The sequence below is a fragment of the Qipengyuania xiamenensis genome, from assembly GCF_019711495.1.
In the GTDB taxonomy this organism is placed as follows: Bacteria; Pseudomonadota; Alphaproteobacteria; order Sphingomonadales; family Sphingomonadaceae; genus Qipengyuania; species Qipengyuania xiamenensis.
This window is the reverse complement of sequence record NZ_JAIGNM010000002.1, coordinates 426,151-442,016: the sequence shown is the minus strand read 5'-3', so window position 1 is coordinate 442,016 and position 15,866 is coordinate 426,151. Positions and strand designations below refer to the sequence as shown.

At 63.6% G+C, this 15,866-nt stretch carries 15 protein-coding genes; 7 read left to right on the top strand and 8 right to left on the bottom strand.

What is annotated here, in order from left to right; translation table 11 throughout:
* Positions 1-10 precede the first annotated feature (10 nt).
* The 6 genes from K3165_RS10335 to K3165_RS10310 form a co-directional block, all read right to left on the bottom strand.
* Positions 11-424 (bottom strand): nuclear transport factor 2 family protein, encoded by a 414-nt coding sequence (locus K3165_RS10335; RefSeq protein WP_221548797.1) that lies wholly within the window; start codon positions 422-424, stop codon positions 11-13.
* 90 nt (positions 425-514) lie between these two features.
* Positions 515-937 carry a nucleoside-diphosphate kinase gene (gene ndk / locus K3165_RS10330; RefSeq protein ID WP_221430670.1) on the bottom strand — a complete coding sequence of 141 codons (423 nt, stop codon included), beginning with the start codon at positions 935-937 and terminating at the stop codon, positions 515-517.
* Between the two features lie 83 nt (positions 938-1,020).
* Positions 1,021-1,539, bottom strand: coding sequence for a hypothetical protein (locus K3165_RS10325; protein WP_221548796.1), 519 nt, complete (start codon positions 1,537-1,539; stop codon positions 1,021-1,023).
* A gap of 40 nt (positions 1,540-1,579) precedes the next feature.
* Positions 1,580-2,020 carry a DNA polymerase III subunit chi gene (locus K3165_RS10320; RefSeq protein ID WP_345721029.1) on the bottom strand — a complete coding sequence of 147 codons (441 nt, stop codon included), beginning with the start codon at positions 2,018-2,020 and terminating at the stop codon, positions 1,580-1,582.
* 25 nt (positions 2,021-2,045) lie between these two features.
* Positions 2,046-2,207, bottom strand: a complete 162-nt coding sequence (locus K3165_RS10315; protein WP_221548794.1) for a DUF2256 domain-containing protein — start codon at positions 2,205-2,207, stop codon at positions 2,046-2,048.
* A gap of 14 nt (positions 2,208-2,221) precedes the next feature.
* Positions 2,222-3,679, bottom strand: coding sequence for a leucyl aminopeptidase (locus K3165_RS10310; protein WP_221548793.1), 1,458 nt, complete (start codon positions 3,677-3,679; stop codon positions 2,222-2,224).
* 100 nt (positions 3,680-3,779) lie between these two features.
* Between K3165_RS10310 and K3165_RS10305 the strand changes: the two genes are divergently transcribed.
* The 4 genes from K3165_RS10305 (at position 3,780) to rsmA (ending at position 9,444) form a co-directional block, all read left to right on the top strand.
* Positions 3,780-6,125 carry an LPS-assembly protein LptD gene (locus K3165_RS10305; RefSeq protein ID WP_221548792.1) on the top strand — a complete coding sequence of 782 codons (2,346 nt, stop codon included), beginning with the start codon at positions 3,780-3,782 and terminating at the stop codon, positions 6,123-6,125.
* A 151-nt stretch (positions 6,126-6,276) separates the two neighbouring features.
* Complete coding sequence (locus K3165_RS10300; protein ID WP_345720936.1) at positions 6,277-7,620, top strand: peptidylprolyl isomerase; 1,344 nt, start codon at positions 6,277-6,279, stop codon at positions 7,618-7,620.
* Complete coding sequence (gene pdxA / locus K3165_RS10295; protein WP_221548791.1) at positions 7,617-8,630, top strand: 4-hydroxythreonine-4-phosphate dehydrogenase PdxA; 1,014 nt, start codon at positions 7,617-7,619, stop codon at positions 8,628-8,630. The genes K3165_RS10300 and pdxA overlap by 4 nt, the downstream gene beginning before the upstream one ends.
* Entirely contained in the window at positions 8,623-9,444 is an 822-nt protein-coding gene (gene rsmA / locus K3165_RS10290) for a 16S rRNA (adenine(1518)-N(6)/adenine(1519)-N(6))-dimethyltransferase RsmA (protein WP_221548790.1), read from the top strand. The genes pdxA and rsmA overlap by 8 nt, the downstream gene beginning before the upstream one ends.
* On the opposite strand, the gene K3165_RS10285 is transcribed toward rsmA, so the two are convergent.
* Positions 9,441-9,980: a PilZ domain-containing protein gene (locus tag K3165_RS10285; protein ID WP_345720933.1), complete on the bottom strand. Its 540-nt coding sequence runs from the start codon at positions 9,978-9,980 to the stop codon at positions 9,441-9,443. The two genes, rsmA and K3165_RS10285, sit on opposite strands and share 4 nt — an antisense overlap.
* Before the next feature lie 82 nt (positions 9,981-10,062).
* Positions 10,063-12,168: a malate synthase G gene (locus tag K3165_RS10280; protein ID WP_221548788.1), complete on the bottom strand. Its 2,106-nt coding sequence runs from the start codon at positions 12,166-12,168 to the stop codon at positions 10,063-10,065.
* 131 nt (positions 12,169-12,299) lie between these two features.
* On the opposite strand from K3165_RS10280, the gene K3165_RS10275 reads away from it, so the two are divergent.
* The 3 genes from K3165_RS10275 to K3165_RS10265 are packed head-to-tail and all read left to right on the top strand — an operon-like array spanning position 12,300 to position 15,768.
* The gene (locus K3165_RS10275) at positions 12,300-13,508 is read left to right on the top strand and encodes a hydrolase (protein ID WP_221548787.1); all 1,209 of its coding nucleotides are present in this window, start codon (positions 12,300-12,302) and stop codon (positions 13,506-13,508) included.
* Entirely contained in the window at positions 13,505-14,521 is a 1,017-nt protein-coding gene (locus tag K3165_RS10270) for an arginine N-succinyltransferase (protein ID WP_221548786.1), read from the top strand. The genes K3165_RS10275 and K3165_RS10270 overlap by 4 nt, the downstream gene beginning before the upstream one ends.
* Positions 14,518-15,768, top strand: a complete 1,251-nt coding sequence (locus K3165_RS10265; protein ID WP_221548785.1) for an N-succinylarginine dihydrolase — start codon at positions 14,518-14,520, stop codon at positions 15,766-15,768. The genes K3165_RS10270 and K3165_RS10265 overlap by 4 nt, the downstream gene beginning before the upstream one ends.
* Positions 15,769-15,866 lie beyond the last annotated feature (98 nt).

Below are 15,866 nucleotides of genomic sequence, written 5' to 3'. Positions count from 1 at the left end.
GAGTCGGCCCTCAGGCCGCAACCGTCACCGCAAATTGGGGCAGCGTAACACGCTGCTGATCCCGCGTGACATCGATGCGCGAGATGCGATTGCCATCGAATTCGACCTGCCAGAGCGCCAGTCCGGCAATTTCGTCGAACCGGCTTTCGAAACGACCGCGCACCAGGACGCAACCGTTATGATTGTTCATCTCTTCGATAATGACCTTGCGGTCGGGGTAACGCTCCGCGATTCCCGCTTCACATTTCAGCAGTTCGTCGCGGCCGCGAATTTCGCGAAAGTTTCCATCGCAAACTTTTATGTCTTCGGCGAGGTATGCCTGAGCGCCCTTGAAATCACGCGCGTTGAAGCAATCCACGCAGTTGCGAATGCAATGCTGGCGGGTCGCCTTGCGCGAGCTGAATTTGAAGACGCTCGAAAACATGATGGGCGCACCCTAACCCAGGATGCGCCCATCACCTAACCCATTAACCTGTCTGCCGAGTTTAATCGGTCAGCGGTAATTTGATTTCAATCAACCGACAATTTCGTTCTCGTCGAAGAAGAAATCGATCTCGATCTTTGCGTTCTCTTCGCTGTCCGAACCGTGGACCGAATTCGCTTCAATCGACTCGGCATAGGTCTTGCGGATGGTGCCTTCGTCGGCATCGGCCGGATTGGTCGCGCCCATCACGTCGCGGTTAGCCTTCACGGCGTCTTCGCCTTCGAGGACCTGAACGACGACCGGACCCGAGATCATGAAGTCGACCAGTTCACCGAAGAAGGGGCGTTCCTTGTGGACCGCGTAGAAGCCTTCGGCCTGTTCGCGGGTCATGTGGATGCGCTTCGAAGCGACGACACGCAGGCCGGCGTCTTCGAGCATCTTGGTGACCGCGCCGGTCAGGTTGCGGCGGGTGGCATCGGGCTTGATGATCGAAAAGGTGCGGGTAACCGCCATGATAGTGTTCCTTGCGAATATCTTTGTAGGGGGAGAATGTTCTCGCGCGCGCCCCTAGCGCCGCGCGCGCGAAGGGGCAAGAATTAGTCGAAACCGCTCGCGATGCTGACTTGTCCCTCGGTCAGCGCCGAGACGCGTGTCACCTGCAGGGCGAAACTGGAGCGCCGCTCGCGGTTCTCCCCGCCGAGCGTGGTGGTGGCTCCGGCCGAAACCTCCACCTCCGGCTCGATCCCTGCATCGCGTGACTGACGGCGATAGAATTCAACCACCTTCTCCCGCTCGTCGGGCGTGTTGAATTCGACCGTCACGAAAGCCCCGTCGCCCTGCTCGACACGGGTCGTGTTGGTCACCGAAGCGCCGGGATAGACCGTGAAGGGTTCGGGAAGGCGAGCCTCGACCGTTTCGCCTGCGCGCATGGTCGTGGTCACGCCCGCCGCGTCTGTGTGTGTTGCCCGAACCTCGCCGCTTTGCGGATCGATATCGTAGGATCCGAGCGTTTCCTGCGCATCTTCTGCAGGACCGTCGGCAGCTTCATCCGCCTGTTGCCCGCACGCCGTAAGGACGAGGATCAGGGCAAGTGAAACTGGGAAAACGCTACGCATACCCAACCGACGGGCGAAAGCGGCGCAAGTTCCTGAAAGTTCAGCGCCCCTCGCGCCAGCCGCCTTCGGGCGTCTGCTTGAAGATGCGGTTCTCGATATCCTCGCGGGCGGCGAGTTCACGCCAAAGGCCGCGGGCGGCCTCGGTGGCATCGGCATCGAACAGCAGCATGGCCCTGTCGAACCGCGTGGCTTCATCGCGCCACCGGCCATCGGCGAGGATGGCCATGCGCGCCTCGTTCGGGGCTGCGCAATCGGCGGAGATCAGGATCGGCTGGCGTGCGGCATGCGGCCCGTCGGCAGGACCATTGGCGAGGAAGCTGCCATTGCCATGCTGCCAGAGGGCCTCGGACAGATGCTCGCGCAGGCCTTCATCCGACGCAACGACCACCAGCCGCTCGCCCGCCTGCATGACCTTGCGGGCAAGCTTGACCACGGTCACGTCGACCGGATCGCGGCTGAGCTGGTAGAAATCGACGAGAATGACCTGACCCTTTCCCTACGGCCCTTCAGCCGGCTCCTTCGCCAGCCTGCTTGTTCCTGCGGCACCGCTCGGAACAATAGCGCACACTGTCCCAGTCGCGCGCCCATTTCTTGCGCCAGGCGAAGCTGAGGCCGCAAGTCGCGCAGATCTTCGTCGGAAGGTCTGCCTTGCGCCTCATCTTCGCCATGACGCCGCTTTCGGTCAGCCCTCGACCGTGTCTGCAATCAGACGGTCGATCAGGCGCACGCCATAACCCGTGGCGCCCTTGCCCCAGGTGCGTCCGGGCTTGTCGGACCATGCCATGCCGGCGATGTCGATATGGGCCCAGGGGGTGTCGTCCGCGATGAAGCGCTGGAGGAACTGCGCCGCGGTGATCGAACCTGCACCCTTGCCGCCGATGTTCTTCATGTCGGCGATGGGGCTGTCGATCAGCTTGTCGTAAGCCTTGCCCAGCGGCATGCGCCAGACCTTGTCGCCCACGGCTTCGCCAGCTTCGGACAGTTCCTTGGAAAGCTGGTCGTCGTTCGAGAAGAGACCGGCGTATTCATTGCCCAGCGAAATAATGATCGCACCCGTCAGCGTGGCAAAGTCGATCACGCGGCTCGGCTGGAATTCTTCCTGCGTCCAGTGCAGCGCATCGGCCAGCACGAGGCGGCCTTCCGCATCGGTGTTGAGGATCTCGATGGTCTGGCCGTTCATCGACTTGACCACGTCGCCCGGACGCTGGGCATTACCGTCGGGCATGTTCTCGACGAGACCCATGACGCCGACCACATTGGCCTTCGCCTTGCGCTTGACGAGAGCGAGCATGCCGCCCGCAACCGCGCCTGCGCCGCCCATGTCCCACTTCATGTCTTCCATGCCGGGTCCCGGCTTGATCGAGATGCCGCCGGTATCGAAGGTCACGCCCTTGCCGACGAAAGCGACGGGAGCCTCGCTGCCGCCGCCGTTCCAGCGGATGGCGAGGATGCGGCTCTCGCGGGTGGAACCCTGTCCGACGCCGAGAAGCGAGCCCATGCCCATTTCTTCCATCTGCGCTTCGTCGAGCACGATCAGTTCCGCACCTGTGTCCTCGAAACGCTCCTTGCAGCGCGCAACGAAGCTTTCGGGGTAGATCACATTGGCCGGTTCGGTGACCAGCTCACGCGTGAATTCCACGCCCTCTGCCAAGGCGGCCGCATGGGCCCAGGCGCCTTCAATGCCTTCTGGCCCACCTACGACGGTCACGCCTTCGAGCGTGATCTTCTGTTCGTCCTTCAGCTTGGTGCGATAGATGTCATAGCGCCAGTTGCGCAGGCGCAGGCCGAGCAGCACATGCGCAGCCTCGATCGCGGTCAGGTCGCTTTCCGACAGGTCGAGCACAAGCTGCTTGTCGCCGGTCGACTGATACTTGCCGGCAAGCGCCGCGCCTGCCTTTTCCAGGTTTGCGAGGCGCGCTTCGTCGTTCTTGTCGCCTGCGCCAGCCAGCGCCAACCGCGCCACACCGCCGTCCGTTTCGACGAAACCGTCGAAGGTCTGTCCTGCAGTGCCCTTGAATCGGGCAGCCTCGGCGCCTGCGCGCATTGCGGCATTGGTGGCAGCAGGAAGCTTGCCCTTGTCGACCACATGCGCAATGAGGCGCGCGCCTTGCGGACGGGATTGGCTAAACTGGATGTGCATGGATTCTCCCGAGATATTGTCTGGTCGTAGCGGGCCTGTTGCGGCCGGCGCCGTAGGAAACGCGATTGCGATTAGGCGTGGCCGGTGCGATAGGCAAGCCATGGTCCCGAGCCGAGCCAACCGGATTGCAAATGCAACGCACCTTCTCGGGACGGGCGTGGCCATGCTCGCGCTTGTCGCCGGAGCACCTCTGGCGGCGCAGGAAGGCGCGGCCACCGGAACCGGCACAGTCGAAGAGCCGGAAGGCGAGAGCCCGAGCGACCTGCCGGCCCCGCCCGATCCGGTCGTAGTCCCGTCGCAGGAAGACATTCCCCCGCCGCCGCCCGAATTCAACGAGGCAGGCGAGCGGCAGATATCCTTTGCCGCCGATATCCTCAGCTATGATTCCGACGCGGACATCACCACGGCTGAAGGCAATGTGGTCCTGCGCTCCGGTGACCGGTCGCTACGGGCCGACAGCGTCAGCTGGAGCCAGCGCACCGGCGTCATCGTGGCGAGCGGGAATGTCCGCTTCGTCGACGAGAACGGCAACCAGCTCTACTCCGAACGCGTCGAGCTGACCGACCAGTTCGAAGCCGGCGCGATGGACGATCTGCTGCTGGCTTTGCGCCAGGGTGGTAGGCTCGCAGCCAATCGCGGCGTGCGCGAGAACGACGGCACCATCGCACTAGAACAGGCCGCCTACAGCGCCTGCGCGGTGACCGATCCCGAAGGCTGTGGCAAGGAACCGAGCTGGCGCATCACCGCCGAGCGCGTCATATACGATCCGACCGACAGCAAGGTTCGCTTCAAGGGCGCCTATCTAGAACTATTCGGTGCCCGCATCCTGCCTCTGCCCGGCCTGTCGGTGCGGACCGATGGTGGCGCGGTATCGGGCTTCCTCGTCCCCGACCTGCGCATTTCTGAAAGCAACGGTGTGGAGGTTTCGGGCAGCTATTACGTCCGCTTTGCCGACAATCGCGACCTGACAGTATCGGCCTATGCTTTCACCAAGGCACCGCCGATGGTCTCGGCACAGTGGCGCCACCTAACCGACAAGGGCGCGTACCAGATCACCGGCTACGCAACGCATAGCCGCCGCTTCACCGACGCGACCCGCACCGACACCTTCGACAGCGAGCCGCGCGGATACCTGTTCGCCAACGGCAAGTTCCAGTTCACGCCCGAATGGAGCCTGACGAGCTCGATCCGCCTCGCCAGCGACCGCACCTTCCTGCGCCGCTACGACATCAGCCGCGACGACCGCCTGCGTTCGATGGTCGATCTCGAGCGGATCGACGAGAAGTCCTATTTCTCGATGGCAGGATGGGCGACGCAGACACTGCGGCTGGGCCAGGACCAGGACAATGTGCCGGTCGCCCTGCCCGTCATGGACTGGCGTTATCGCCTCGACGATCCGATTGCCGGCGGGAATGTCGAGTTACAGCTCAACAGCCTCGCGATCATCCGCAAGGAAGGTCAGGAAACCGAACGCGCCTTCGCCAAGGCGCAATGGGACCTGAAGCGCATTACCGGCCTCGGACAGGTCGTCACCCTCACCGGCCTTCTGCGCGGCGACATCTACCATTCGGACGGCAACGAGTTCACCGAAACCGCCTCCTATCGAGGCAATCCGGGATGGGAGACGCGCGGCGTCGCGCTCGGCGCGATCGACGTCGAATGGCCCTTCGTAGGCGAATTCTTCGGCGGCGAGCAGGTACTTACGCCCCGGGTGCAGCTCGTGGTGACCCCCGATATCAAGAACCTCGCCATCCCGAACGAGGATGCGCGCGCGATCGATCTGGAGGATTCGAACCTCTTCGCGCTCAACCGTTTCCCGGGCTACGACCGCGTGGAAGACGGTGCGCGTGTCACCTACGGTTTCGACTGGAAGCTGCGCCGGCCGGGCTGGGAACTGCTTACGACGCTGGGCCAGTCCTACAGGCTCGATTCGGACCGCGATATCTTCCCCGACGGGACGGGACTGTCCGAGAAGGTGAGCGATTTCGTCGGGCGCACCCAGATCCGATACCGCGACTTCCTCAAGCTCACCCACCGCTACCGGCTCGACAAAGACAATTTCGCCGTCCGCCGCAACGAATTCGATGCGACGATCGGCTCCAGCCGGACCTATGCCGAAGTCGGCTATCTGCGCCTCAACCGCGACATCACCTCCGTGGAAGATTTGCAGGACCGCGAGGAACTGCGCGCAGCGGTGCGCGTGGCATTCGCCGATTACTGGTCGGCTTTCGGGTCGGGCGTGTTCAACCTGACCGATCGCGAGGAAGACCCTACGCTTAGCAGTGATGGTTTCCAGCCGATCCGCACACGCCTCGGCATTGCCTACCAGGACGACTGCCTCGAAATGGGCGCGACGTGGCGGCGCGACTATGTTTCGGCAGGGGACGCACGGCGCGGCGACACCTTCCAGCTCTATTTGAGCCTGAAAAATCTCGGCTTCCGCTAAAAATTGCTTCCACAAGCGCCTTGCGCGCGTGTTGGCAGCAGGGGACAAACGCGCTATCCGCGCATCGCTTATCAGCAACGGTTAAGCCGCGGTGCGGCATGACCGAAGCATTCGGGCGCAGCACAACCGCGCCGCAAGGGAATTTTACAGCGTGAACGCACATTTGGTTTCGAAACTGGCCGGCATGGCCGCGGCAATCGGTATTCTCGCAAGCGCCCCGGGCGTTGGCGCACAATCGGCCGTCGGCTCGCAGGATACGTTGAACCTGCCGAGCGAGCTGACCATGCTCACCAATCCCGATCCCAATGTCCGCAAGGCAACGGCTGTCGTGAACGGCCATGTCATCACCGGCACCGATCTCGACCACCGCGTCGCGCTGCTCGTCGATGCCAGCCAGAGCGAAATTTCGCCCGAGGAAATGCAGCGCGTCCGCGCTCAGGTCCTGCGCAATCTCATCGACGAGACGCTGCAGATCCAGGCAGCCGAAGCCGAGGAAATCGTGATCGATCCAGCGGAGGTCAACCAGACCTATGCACGGCTTGCTGCGCAGTCCAACCGCCGTCTCGAAGAGATGGACGCCTACCTGATCTCGATCGGCTCCTCACCGGTTTCGCTGAAGCGCCAGATCCAGGGGGAACTTGCATGGCAGCGCCTGCTGCGCCGCAAGGTCTCGATGTTCGTCAACGTGTCGGCCGAAGAAGTGAACGAGCTCATGGAGCGTCTCAACGCTTCGAAGGGCACCGATGAATATTGGGTCTGGGAAATCTTCCTGTCCTCCACCCCGCAGAATGCTGCGGCGGTCGAAGCCAATGCCCAGAAGATCGTCGAACAGCTTCGCCAGGGCGGCAGCTTCGTCGCCTATGCGCGCCAGTTCTCCGAAGCCTCGACTGCGGCAGTCGGCGGCGACCTCGGCTGGATCCACCTCCCGCAGCTCAAGGACCCGCAACTGGAAACGGTTGTCGGCCAGATGCAGCCCGGCCAGCTGGTCGGTCCGATCGCCATCTCGGGTGGCTACTGGATCGTGTTCCTGCGCGAAAAGCGCCAGGTCCTGACCGCCGACCCGCGCGATGCGACGCTCAGCCTCAAGCAGATCCAGGTCACTTTCGACCCGGCTGTAGATGCGACGGTCAACCAGGCGAAGCTCGATACCTTCATTGCCGGTGTCCAGAACATGCGCGGCTGCGGTAGCGCCGATGAAATCGCGGCATCGCTCGATGCCAATGTCGTCACCAACGATCAGATCAACGCCCGCGCGCTGCCCGACCAGCTCCAGAACATGGTGCTGAACATGCAGGTCGGCGAAGTGACGCCGCCCTTCGGTTCGGTGCAGGACGGTGTGCGCGTGCTCATGCTGTGCGGCCGTGACGACCCGCAGGTCGAATCCGGTCCGAACTTCGACGAGCTCATGGCCGAGATCGAAGACGAGCGCGTCAACAAGGCGGCGCAGCGTTACCTGCGCGACCTGCGCAACGACGCATATATCGAGTACAATTGACCCCCGCCTCGCTCCCCCTCGCCGTTTCGCTGGGTGATCCGGCGGGGATAGGACCCGAAATCATCGCCGCCGCATGGTCGCGGCGCGAAAGTGACGCCATACCGCCGTTCTTCGTGACCGGCGGTGCGGGTGTCATCGGGACCGCTGCGCATTCATGCGGCATACCCCTGCGGATCGAGCGTATTTCGAAACCGGAACAGGCACCGCAGGTATTCCAGCGCGCCCTTCCCGTTCTAGGCATGGCGGACCATTCCTACGATCCGGGCACGCTGCTCGAAGCAGGTGCCAAGCTGGCCCTCCATTCGCTTGAGACCGCAACGAAGCTGGCGATATCGGGCGAAGCTGCCGGTCTCGTCACCGCCCCGATCTCCAAGGCGGAACTGGCCAATGTCGGGTTCAAGCAGCCCGGCCAGACCGAATTCCTCGCCGATGCCTGCGGGCTCGAGCGGCGCGATGCAGTGATGATGCTGGCAGGTCCCAGCCTTCGCGCCGTCCCGCTGACGATCCACCATGCGCTTGCCGATGTGCCGACCCTGCTGACCTCCGAGCTGATCTGTCACCGCGCCCGCATCGTCGAGGCTGCGCTGCGCGATGATTTCGGTATCGATAACCCGCGGCTCGCGGTTTGCGGCCTCAACCCGCACGCGGGCGAGGACGGCCGTTTCGGTGACGAGGAAGAGCGCATCATCACCCCGGCCATCGAGGAACTGCGTGCCGAAGGCATGGGGATTTCCGGTCCTTACCCCGCCGACGCCCTGTTCACCCCGCGCGCGCGCAGCGGATATGACGTGGCGCTCGCCATGTATCACGACCAGGCGCTCATCCCCTTGAAAGCGCTGGATTTTGATGAGGGCGTCAACGTGACGCTCGGCCTTCCCATCGTGCGGACCAGCCCCGATCACGGCACGGCTTTCGACATCGCCGGCAAGGGCATCGCCGATCCCGGCGCGATGATCGCCGCGCTTCGCATGGCCGGCGAGATGGCCACGAGGCGCGCTGCCCGTGACTGACCTGCCACCCTTGCGCGAAGTCATCGCCCGCCATGGCCTCAGCGCGTCCAAGGCGCTCGGCCAGAACTTCCTCTTCGACCAGCAATTGCTGGACCGGATCGCTGCCGTTCCCGGCGACCTTTCGGGCAAGAAAGTACTCGAGATCGGCCCCGGCCCGGGCGGGCTCACCCGCGCATTGCTACGCGCAGGGGCCGAGGTCACGGCGATCGAAATGGACACGCGTTGCCTGCCCGCCCTGTCGGAACTCGCAATGGCGTTCCCCGACCGGCTCCGCGTGATCGAAGGCGATGCGCTCAAGCTCGACCATGATGCTGTCATGGGGGGCGAGCCCTACGCCATCCTGTCGAACCTGCCCTATAATGTCGGCACCGCGCTCTTCACGCGCTGGATGGGCGGCGAGGAATGGCCGCCGCTGTGGACCTCGCTGACGCTCATGTTCCAGCAGGAAGTTGCTCAGCGGATCGTCGCCAAGCCCGGCAGTTCCGCATACGGACGCCTTGCCGTCCTTGCCCAGTGGCGCGCAGAGGCGAAGATGGCGATCAAGGTCCATCGCAGCGCCTTCACCCCTCCACCGAAGGTCATGAGTGCCATCGTGCATGTCGAACCCGCCGCTATGCCCGAAGGCGTATCGGCACGGCTGCTCGAACGGCTGACCGAGGCGGCCTTCGGCCAACGCCGCAAGATGCTGCGCCAGAGCCTAAAGGCTGTGCCCGGAGCTGTCGAAACTCTCGAGGAGATCGGGATCGACCCGCAGCGCAGGGCGGAAACGCTTGAAGTGGACGATTTCGTCAGGCTGGCGCGCGCCCTAGGCTAATCTTCGCGCAGGGCTAGCTTGCGCAGCAGCTGCGCCGAAATGTCCAGCGCTTGCAGTTGCGTCGCATAACGGCCGAAGAGGTCCGGCTCACCCGCCAGCGCATCGGCCAGCTCTTCCAGCGCCGCAGCGGAACGCTCCATGTCGTCGGCGGTGATCTGCGAGCGATGATGCGGCGCAACCACCGGCTCTCGCTTGTCCTGCCGGTGCATTTCGCGGGCGATGCGCTGGAAGGCCTTGTCGACCGAGTTTTGCGGCTCTGCCTCGGGGAACCAGTATTCGACTTCCGTGCGACCGGAAAACGAGATGCCCGCCTTGTTTCCGGCCCGCCAGATGATGCGGCCCTGCACTGCAGTCGCCCCCCGCTGGAGATCGACTGTGCGACCCGTCTCGGGCAAGTCGTCGCCTTCGACCAGCGCGCCCCGCGCCGAGATATTGCACAGCCTCACGACGCTGCTCGAACCGTCCGTATGCAAGGTCACACGGACGAGCAGATCCACGCGATCCTCGCGGCGCTCCCTAATAGGAATTGCAGACACTGTGGCGACCTTCTCTTCGTTACGGGAAGGCAGCCTATGGCTAAAGGCTTAGCAATTGCTTGCGGCAGGAACCCGCAGTTTGTCAGGCGGCGGCCTTCTTCTTGAGCCTCCAGGCATGCAGCAGCGGCTCAGTATATCCGCTCGGCTGTTCGACGCCTTTGAAAATCAGGTCTTTGGCTGCGCTGAATGCAGGTCCGTCCTCGTTCGCCAGCAGCGGCTCGTAGGTCGGATCATCGGCGTTCTGTTCGTCCACCTTCGCGGCCATGCGGCGCAGCGAATCGATCACTTGCCCTTCGGAAATGACCCCATGGAGCAGCCAGTTCGCGATGTGCTGGCTGGAGATTCGCAAGGTGGCGCGGTCTTCCATAAGCCCGACATCGTTGATGTCGGGCACCTTGGAACAGCCCACGCCCTGGTCGATCCAGCGAACGACATAGCCGAGCAGGCCCTGGCAATTGTTGTCGAGCTCCTCGCCGATCTCGTCCTCGGACCAGTTGGTGCCCTCTGCAAGCGGGATAGTGAGCAGGTCACCGAGGCCCGGCACATTGCCCAGACCCTTCTGGATCTCGAAGACGTCCTCCCGGTGATAGTGGATTGCGTGCAGCGTGGCGGCTGTGGGGCTCGGCACCCATGCCGTGTTGGCGCCGGCGCGCAGGTGGCCGATCTTCTCGATCATCATCTGGCCCATCAGGTCGGGCGCTGCCCACATGCCCTTGCCGATCTGCGCGCGGCCGGAAAGGCCGTGTTTGAGGCCGATGCCGACATTACGCGCCTCGTAGGCCTTCAGCCAGGCGGAGTTCTTCATCTCGCCTTTGCGCATCATGGGACCGGCCTGCATCGAGGTATGGATCTCATCGCCAGTACGGTCGAGGAAGCCGGTATTGATGAAGACGATGCGGTCTTTCACCGCGTGGATGCAGGCACCAAGGTTGGCAGAAGTGCGGCGCTCTTCGTCCATGACGCCAACCTTGATCGTGTGCCGTGGCAGGCCCAGCAGGTCCTCGACCGCATCGAACAAGTCGTTGGTGAAGGCGCACTCCTCGGGCCCGTGCATCTTGGGCTTCACGATATAGATCGAGCCGCACCGCGAGTTGCCGTACTTGCCCAGCCCCGCGACGTCCTGCGCCGAGATCGCGCTGGTCATCACCGCGTCGAGAATGCCCTCGGGAATTTCCTTGCCGTCCCAGCGCATCGCCGGATTGGTCATCAGGTGCCCGACATTGCGCACGAACATGAGGCTGCGGCCGGGCAAGGCGAACTCACCGCCGTCGGGTGCGGTATAGGAACAGTCCTTCGCCAGTTCGCGGGTGACCGTCTTGCCGCCCTTGTCGAAGCTTTCCGAAAGATCGCCGCGTATCACGCCGAGCCAGTTCCGATAGGCGAGGAGCTTGTCCTCCGCGTCCACAGCCGCGACTGAGTCCTCGCAGTCGGCAATCGTCGTGAGGGCAGCCTCGAGGTTGATGTCCGCGATATTGGCTGGGTCAGTCTTGCCGACGGGGTGCTCCGGATCGAAGACGACCTCGATGTGAAGCCCATTGTGTTTGAAGAGGCAGGCCTTGTCGTTCCAGCCGACGCATTGCGCGGGATCGGCCAGCGGAATGCCATTGTCCTTCACATCGGTGAGGTCCGCCCATTTCGTCCCGTCTGCCAGCGGCACGGCCTCGTCCATGAAACGCTTTGCCTCGGCGATGACCGCTGCACCGCGATCCTCGTCATAGCCGCCGGGCCTCGCGGGAGGCGCTTCGAGCGCGTCAGTCCCGTAGAAGGCATCGTAGAGGCTGCCCCAGCGCGCATTCGCCGCGTTCAGCAGGAAGCGCGCGTTGAGGATGGGCACGACCAGCTGCGGCCCTGCCATAGTCGCGATCTCGGGGTCGACATTCTGCGTGCCGATAGTGAAATCGCCCGGCTCGGGGACGAGATAGCCGATCTCTTCGAGAAACGCCCGATAGACTTCCGCGTCATGGGGCTGCCCCTTGCGCTCGACATGCCAGGCATCGATCTTCGCCTGCAAATCCTCACGCTTTTCGAGCAGCGCCGCGTTGCGCGGCGCGAACTCGCCCAGGAGGCTCGCGAACCCGGTCCAGAACGTTTCGCCATCGCGGCCAAGCGGCGCGAGAACTTCGGTTTCGACGAAGGTGGCCAGCGCCTGGTCGACCTCGATACCGGCGCGCGTCACGTAATTGCTCATGGAACTCCTCTGGGTAAGCGAATGGCTTGCAATGTGGACCCGGGGAGGAGTGGCTTTGCTATGCCCAGACCGGTTGACGATTGCAAGCGGCGGGGTGGACTTGATTGTCCGCGCGTCTAAGGAGGTTACCGATGAAACCGGATACCGCACCGCAAGCCTTTCTCGACGCCATCGACGCCGACACGATGCTGCGCGAGGTGCAGGATTGGGCAGCGATCAACACCGGCACGGCCAATATAGACGGGCTCAGGACCATGGCGGGTGTCCTCGCCGATGCCTTCTCCGCCCTGCCCGGCGAAGTCGAGCTGGTCGATCCGGCAACGGTGACGGCTATTTCGGCAGAGGGGCGCGAGTTCGAAAAGCCTCACGGCCAGCACATGGTCCTGCGCGTGCGCCCCGAGGCGGAGCGCCGCTTCGTCCTGACCGGCCACATGGATACGGTCTTTCCCGTCGACCATCCCTTCCAGGAGGTGAAGTGGCTCGATGACGAGGTCATCAACGGCCCCGGCACTGCGGACATGAAGGGCGGCCTCGACGTCATCCTCCATGCCCTCAAGCTGTTCGAGACTATCGAGGGCTCTGCCCGCGTGGGTTACGACGTGATGATCAACTCGGATGAGGAAACCGGCAGCCTCGCCAGCCGCAGCCTGATCGAGGAGCTGGCGCGCGGCAAATATGCCGCCCTGACCTATGAACCTTCCGCCCTGCCCGACGGAACGCTCGCACATGCGCGCGGCGGGACTGGCAATTACTCGATCACCATCACGGGGCGCAGCGCCCATGCAGGTCGCAATCCGCATGAGGGCCACAATGCCATCGTCGCAGCCAGCGATCTCGTGCTGCGGATCAAGGCGCTCGAGGCAGACGACATCACGGTCAACCCGGCCAAGATCGAAGGCGGCGCAGCCAACAATGTCGTGCCCGACCTTGCGATCCTGCGCTTCAACATCCGCCCCAAGTCGACCGATGCGATGAACCGCTTCGACGGTGAATTGGACGCGATCCTCAAGATGATCGAGAGCGAGCATGAAGTCGGCATCCACCGCCACGGCGGTGTCACCCGCCCGCCCAAGCCCGTCGACGACAAGGCGCAGCGCCTGTTCGACCTGGTGAAGGCATGCGGTGCCGAGCTCGGCCAGACCATTGGCTGGAAATCGACCGGAGGCGTGTGCGACGGCAACAATATCGCTGCCACCGGCGTACCCGTGGTCGACACCATGGGCGTACGCGGCGGCGCCATCCACTCACCCGACGAATTCATGATTGTCCCTTCGCTGCGGGAACGCGCCGCGCTGAGCGCGCTGGTCCTCACGAAGCTATCCACCGGAGACCATCTGTGACCTTCCGCCTGCGCGCTGCGCATATTTCCGATCTCGAACACCTTTACGAGATGGCCAAGCTGACCGGGGGCGGTTTCACCAACCTGCCGGCGGACAAGAATGCGCTGACAAAGAAGCTGGAGCGCGCCGAGGCAGCATTCGCGCGCACAGAAGATACGCTGGGCGACGATGTCTTCACGCTGGTGCTGGAAAATACCGAGACCGGCCAGGTTCGCGGCACCTGCCAGCTGTTCACCCAGGTCGGCCAGCAGTGGCCGTTCTACAGCTACCGCCTCAACACGCTGACGCAGCATAGCCAGGAACTCGACCGCACCGTGCGGGCCGAACTGCTCAGCCTCGTGACCGATCTCGAAGGCTCCTCCGAAGTCGGCGGCCTCTTCCTCCACCCGGGCGAACGCGCGGGCGGGCTCGGCCTGTTGTTGGCTCGCAGCCGTTACCTGTTCATCGCCATGCACCGCAGCCGCTTTGCCGACCGCATCCTCGCCGAATTGCGCGGCGTGATCGACGATCGCGGCGGTTCGCCCTTCTGGGACGGTGTCGCTGGCCGCTTCTTCGGAATGACCTTCCAGGAAGCCGACTATTTCAACGCCATCAACGGCAACCAGTTCATCGCCGACCTGATGCCCAAGCACCCGGTCTATGTCGCCATGCTCGACGATGAGGCCAAGAAGGTGATCGGCGTCCCGCACCCAACCGGCCGGGCGGCCATGCGGATGCTGGAAAACGAAGGCTTCGCCGCCGAAGGTTATGTCGATATCTTCGACGGCGGCCCGACGATGACCGCGCGCACCGACCAGGTGAAGAGCGTCGCCGAAGCGCGTCCGGCAAGGATTTCCGCCATCGACCTCGATATCGGCGAGCGCGCTCTGATCGCCACGGGTACGCTGGACACGTTCAAGTCCGCCTACGGCATGCGCGAATTCGGCGATGACGATACGGTGGCGATCGACGAGCTCAGCGCAAAGGCGCTCGAAGTGGGCGTCGGTGATACCATCTGGAGCGTGGCGCGATGAGTCTCGTCGAGATCAATTTCGACGGCATCGTCGGCCCGAGCCACAATTACGCCGGCCTCAGCCTCGGCAATATCGCCAGCGCCAGCCACAAGGGCGACACCTCCTATCCGCGCGCGGCTGCTCTTCAGGGCATCGCCAAGATGCGTTCGAACATGGCGCTTGGACTTGCGCAGGGCTTCCTGCTGCCCTTGCCCCGCCCCAATGGCGATTTGATCCGCGGGCTAGCCATCGACGAGACCGCACCGCGCCAGCTGCTCGCAGCTGCCTGGTCGGCCTCGAGCATGTGGACGGCCAATGCCGCCACGGTCAGCCCTGCCCCCGATACGGCGGACGGGCGCTGTCACCTCACGCCGGCCAATCTCGTCACCATGCCGCACCGGGCGCAGGAATGGCAGGACACGCAGGCGCAGCTCGCCATCGCTTTCGGCGACGAAGAGCATTTTACGGTCCACGATGCGGTGCTTTCCGCCTTCGGTGACGAGGGCGCTGCAAACCACATGCGGTTCTGCGAGGGCTATGGCGCACCGGGCGTCGAAGTATTCGTCTGGGGCCGCCAGGGCGGCAGATTCCCCGCGCGCCAGCACGAGCAGGCCAGCCGCGCCATCGCGCGCCTCCACGGTCTCGACCCGGCGAAGTGCGTCTTCATCGAACAGAACCCCGAAGCAATCGAAGCCGGCGCCTTCCACAATGACGTGGTCTCGGTGGCGAACGAGCGTGTGCTCTTCACCCACGAACGCGCCTTTGCCGACCAGCAGGGCGCTTACGAGGCTATCCGCGAGGCATTCCCCGCACTCGAAGTTGTCGAAGTGCCCGAAAGCGCGGTCAGTCTCGAAGAGGCGATCCGCACCTATCTTTTCAACGCCCAGCTTCTCACCCTGCCCGGCGGCGAAATGGCACTGGTGGTGCCGAGCGAATGCCAGGAAAGCGCGAGCGTCTGGGCTTATTGCGAAAGCATGCTCGCCAGCAATGGTCCGATCCGCAAGGTCTTGCCCGTAGATGTAAAACAGTCGATGGCGAATGGCGGCGGCCCTGCCTGCCTGCGCCTGCGCGTTGTGGCCGACCCGGCAACGGTCGACCAGCGCTTCATGCTGGACGAGGCAAAGGCCGACCGGATCGAATCCGTTGTGGCCCAGATGTGGCCCGAAACCATCGACCCGAAAGACCTCGGCAGCGAGGAATTGGCCACCCGTGTGATCGAAGCACGCGAGGCCTTGCTGACTGTCCTATCCTTGGACACCCTCGCTTAAAACGGGTGCTTAAAAGTTAACCAACTCGACTCTTCGTCGAGGGTTTTTACACTCGTCTCTGGATTAACCACGCGACTCGGCAGGAACGTGTCACTGGC

What these genes read in the sequence shown, in the direction of transcription:
- K3165_RS10325 (WP_221548796.1), bottom strand. Translation starts at nt 1,539, where the DNA reads ATGCGTAGCGTTTTCCCAGTTTCACTTGCCCTGATCCTCGTCCTTACG.
- K3165_RS10315 (WP_221548794.1), bottom strand. Translation starts at nt 2,207, where the DNA reads ATGGCGAAGATGAGGCGCAAGGCAGACCTTCCGACGAAGATCTGCGCG.
- K3165_RS10305 (WP_221548792.1), top strand. Translation starts at nt 3,780, where the DNA reads ATGGTCCCGAGCCGAGCCAACCGGATTGCAAATGCAACGCACCTTCTC.
- K3165_RS10265 (WP_221548785.1), top strand. Translation starts at nt 14,518, where the DNA reads ATGAGTCTCGTCGAGATCAATTTCGACGGCATCGTCGGCCCGAGCCAC.
- K3165_RS10335 (WP_221548797.1), bottom strand. Translation starts at nt 424, where the DNA reads ATGTTTTCGAGCGTCTTCAAATTCAGCTCGCGCAAGGCGACCCGCCAG.
- ndk (WP_221430670.1), bottom strand. Translation starts at nt 937, where the DNA reads ATGGCGGTTACCCGCACCTTTTCGATCATCAAGCCCGATGCCACCCGC.
- K3165_RS10310 (WP_221548793.1), bottom strand. Translation starts at nt 3,679, where the DNA reads ATGCACATCCAGTTTAGCCAATCCCGTCCGCAAGGCGCGCGCCTCATT.
- K3165_RS10280 (WP_221548788.1), bottom strand. Translation starts at nt 12,168, where the DNA reads ATGAGCAATTACGTGACGCGCGCCGGTATCGAGGTCGACCAGGCGCTG.
- K3165_RS10275 (WP_221548787.1), top strand. Translation starts at nt 12,300, where the DNA reads ATGAAACCGGATACCGCACCGCAAGCCTTTCTCGACGCCATCGACGCC.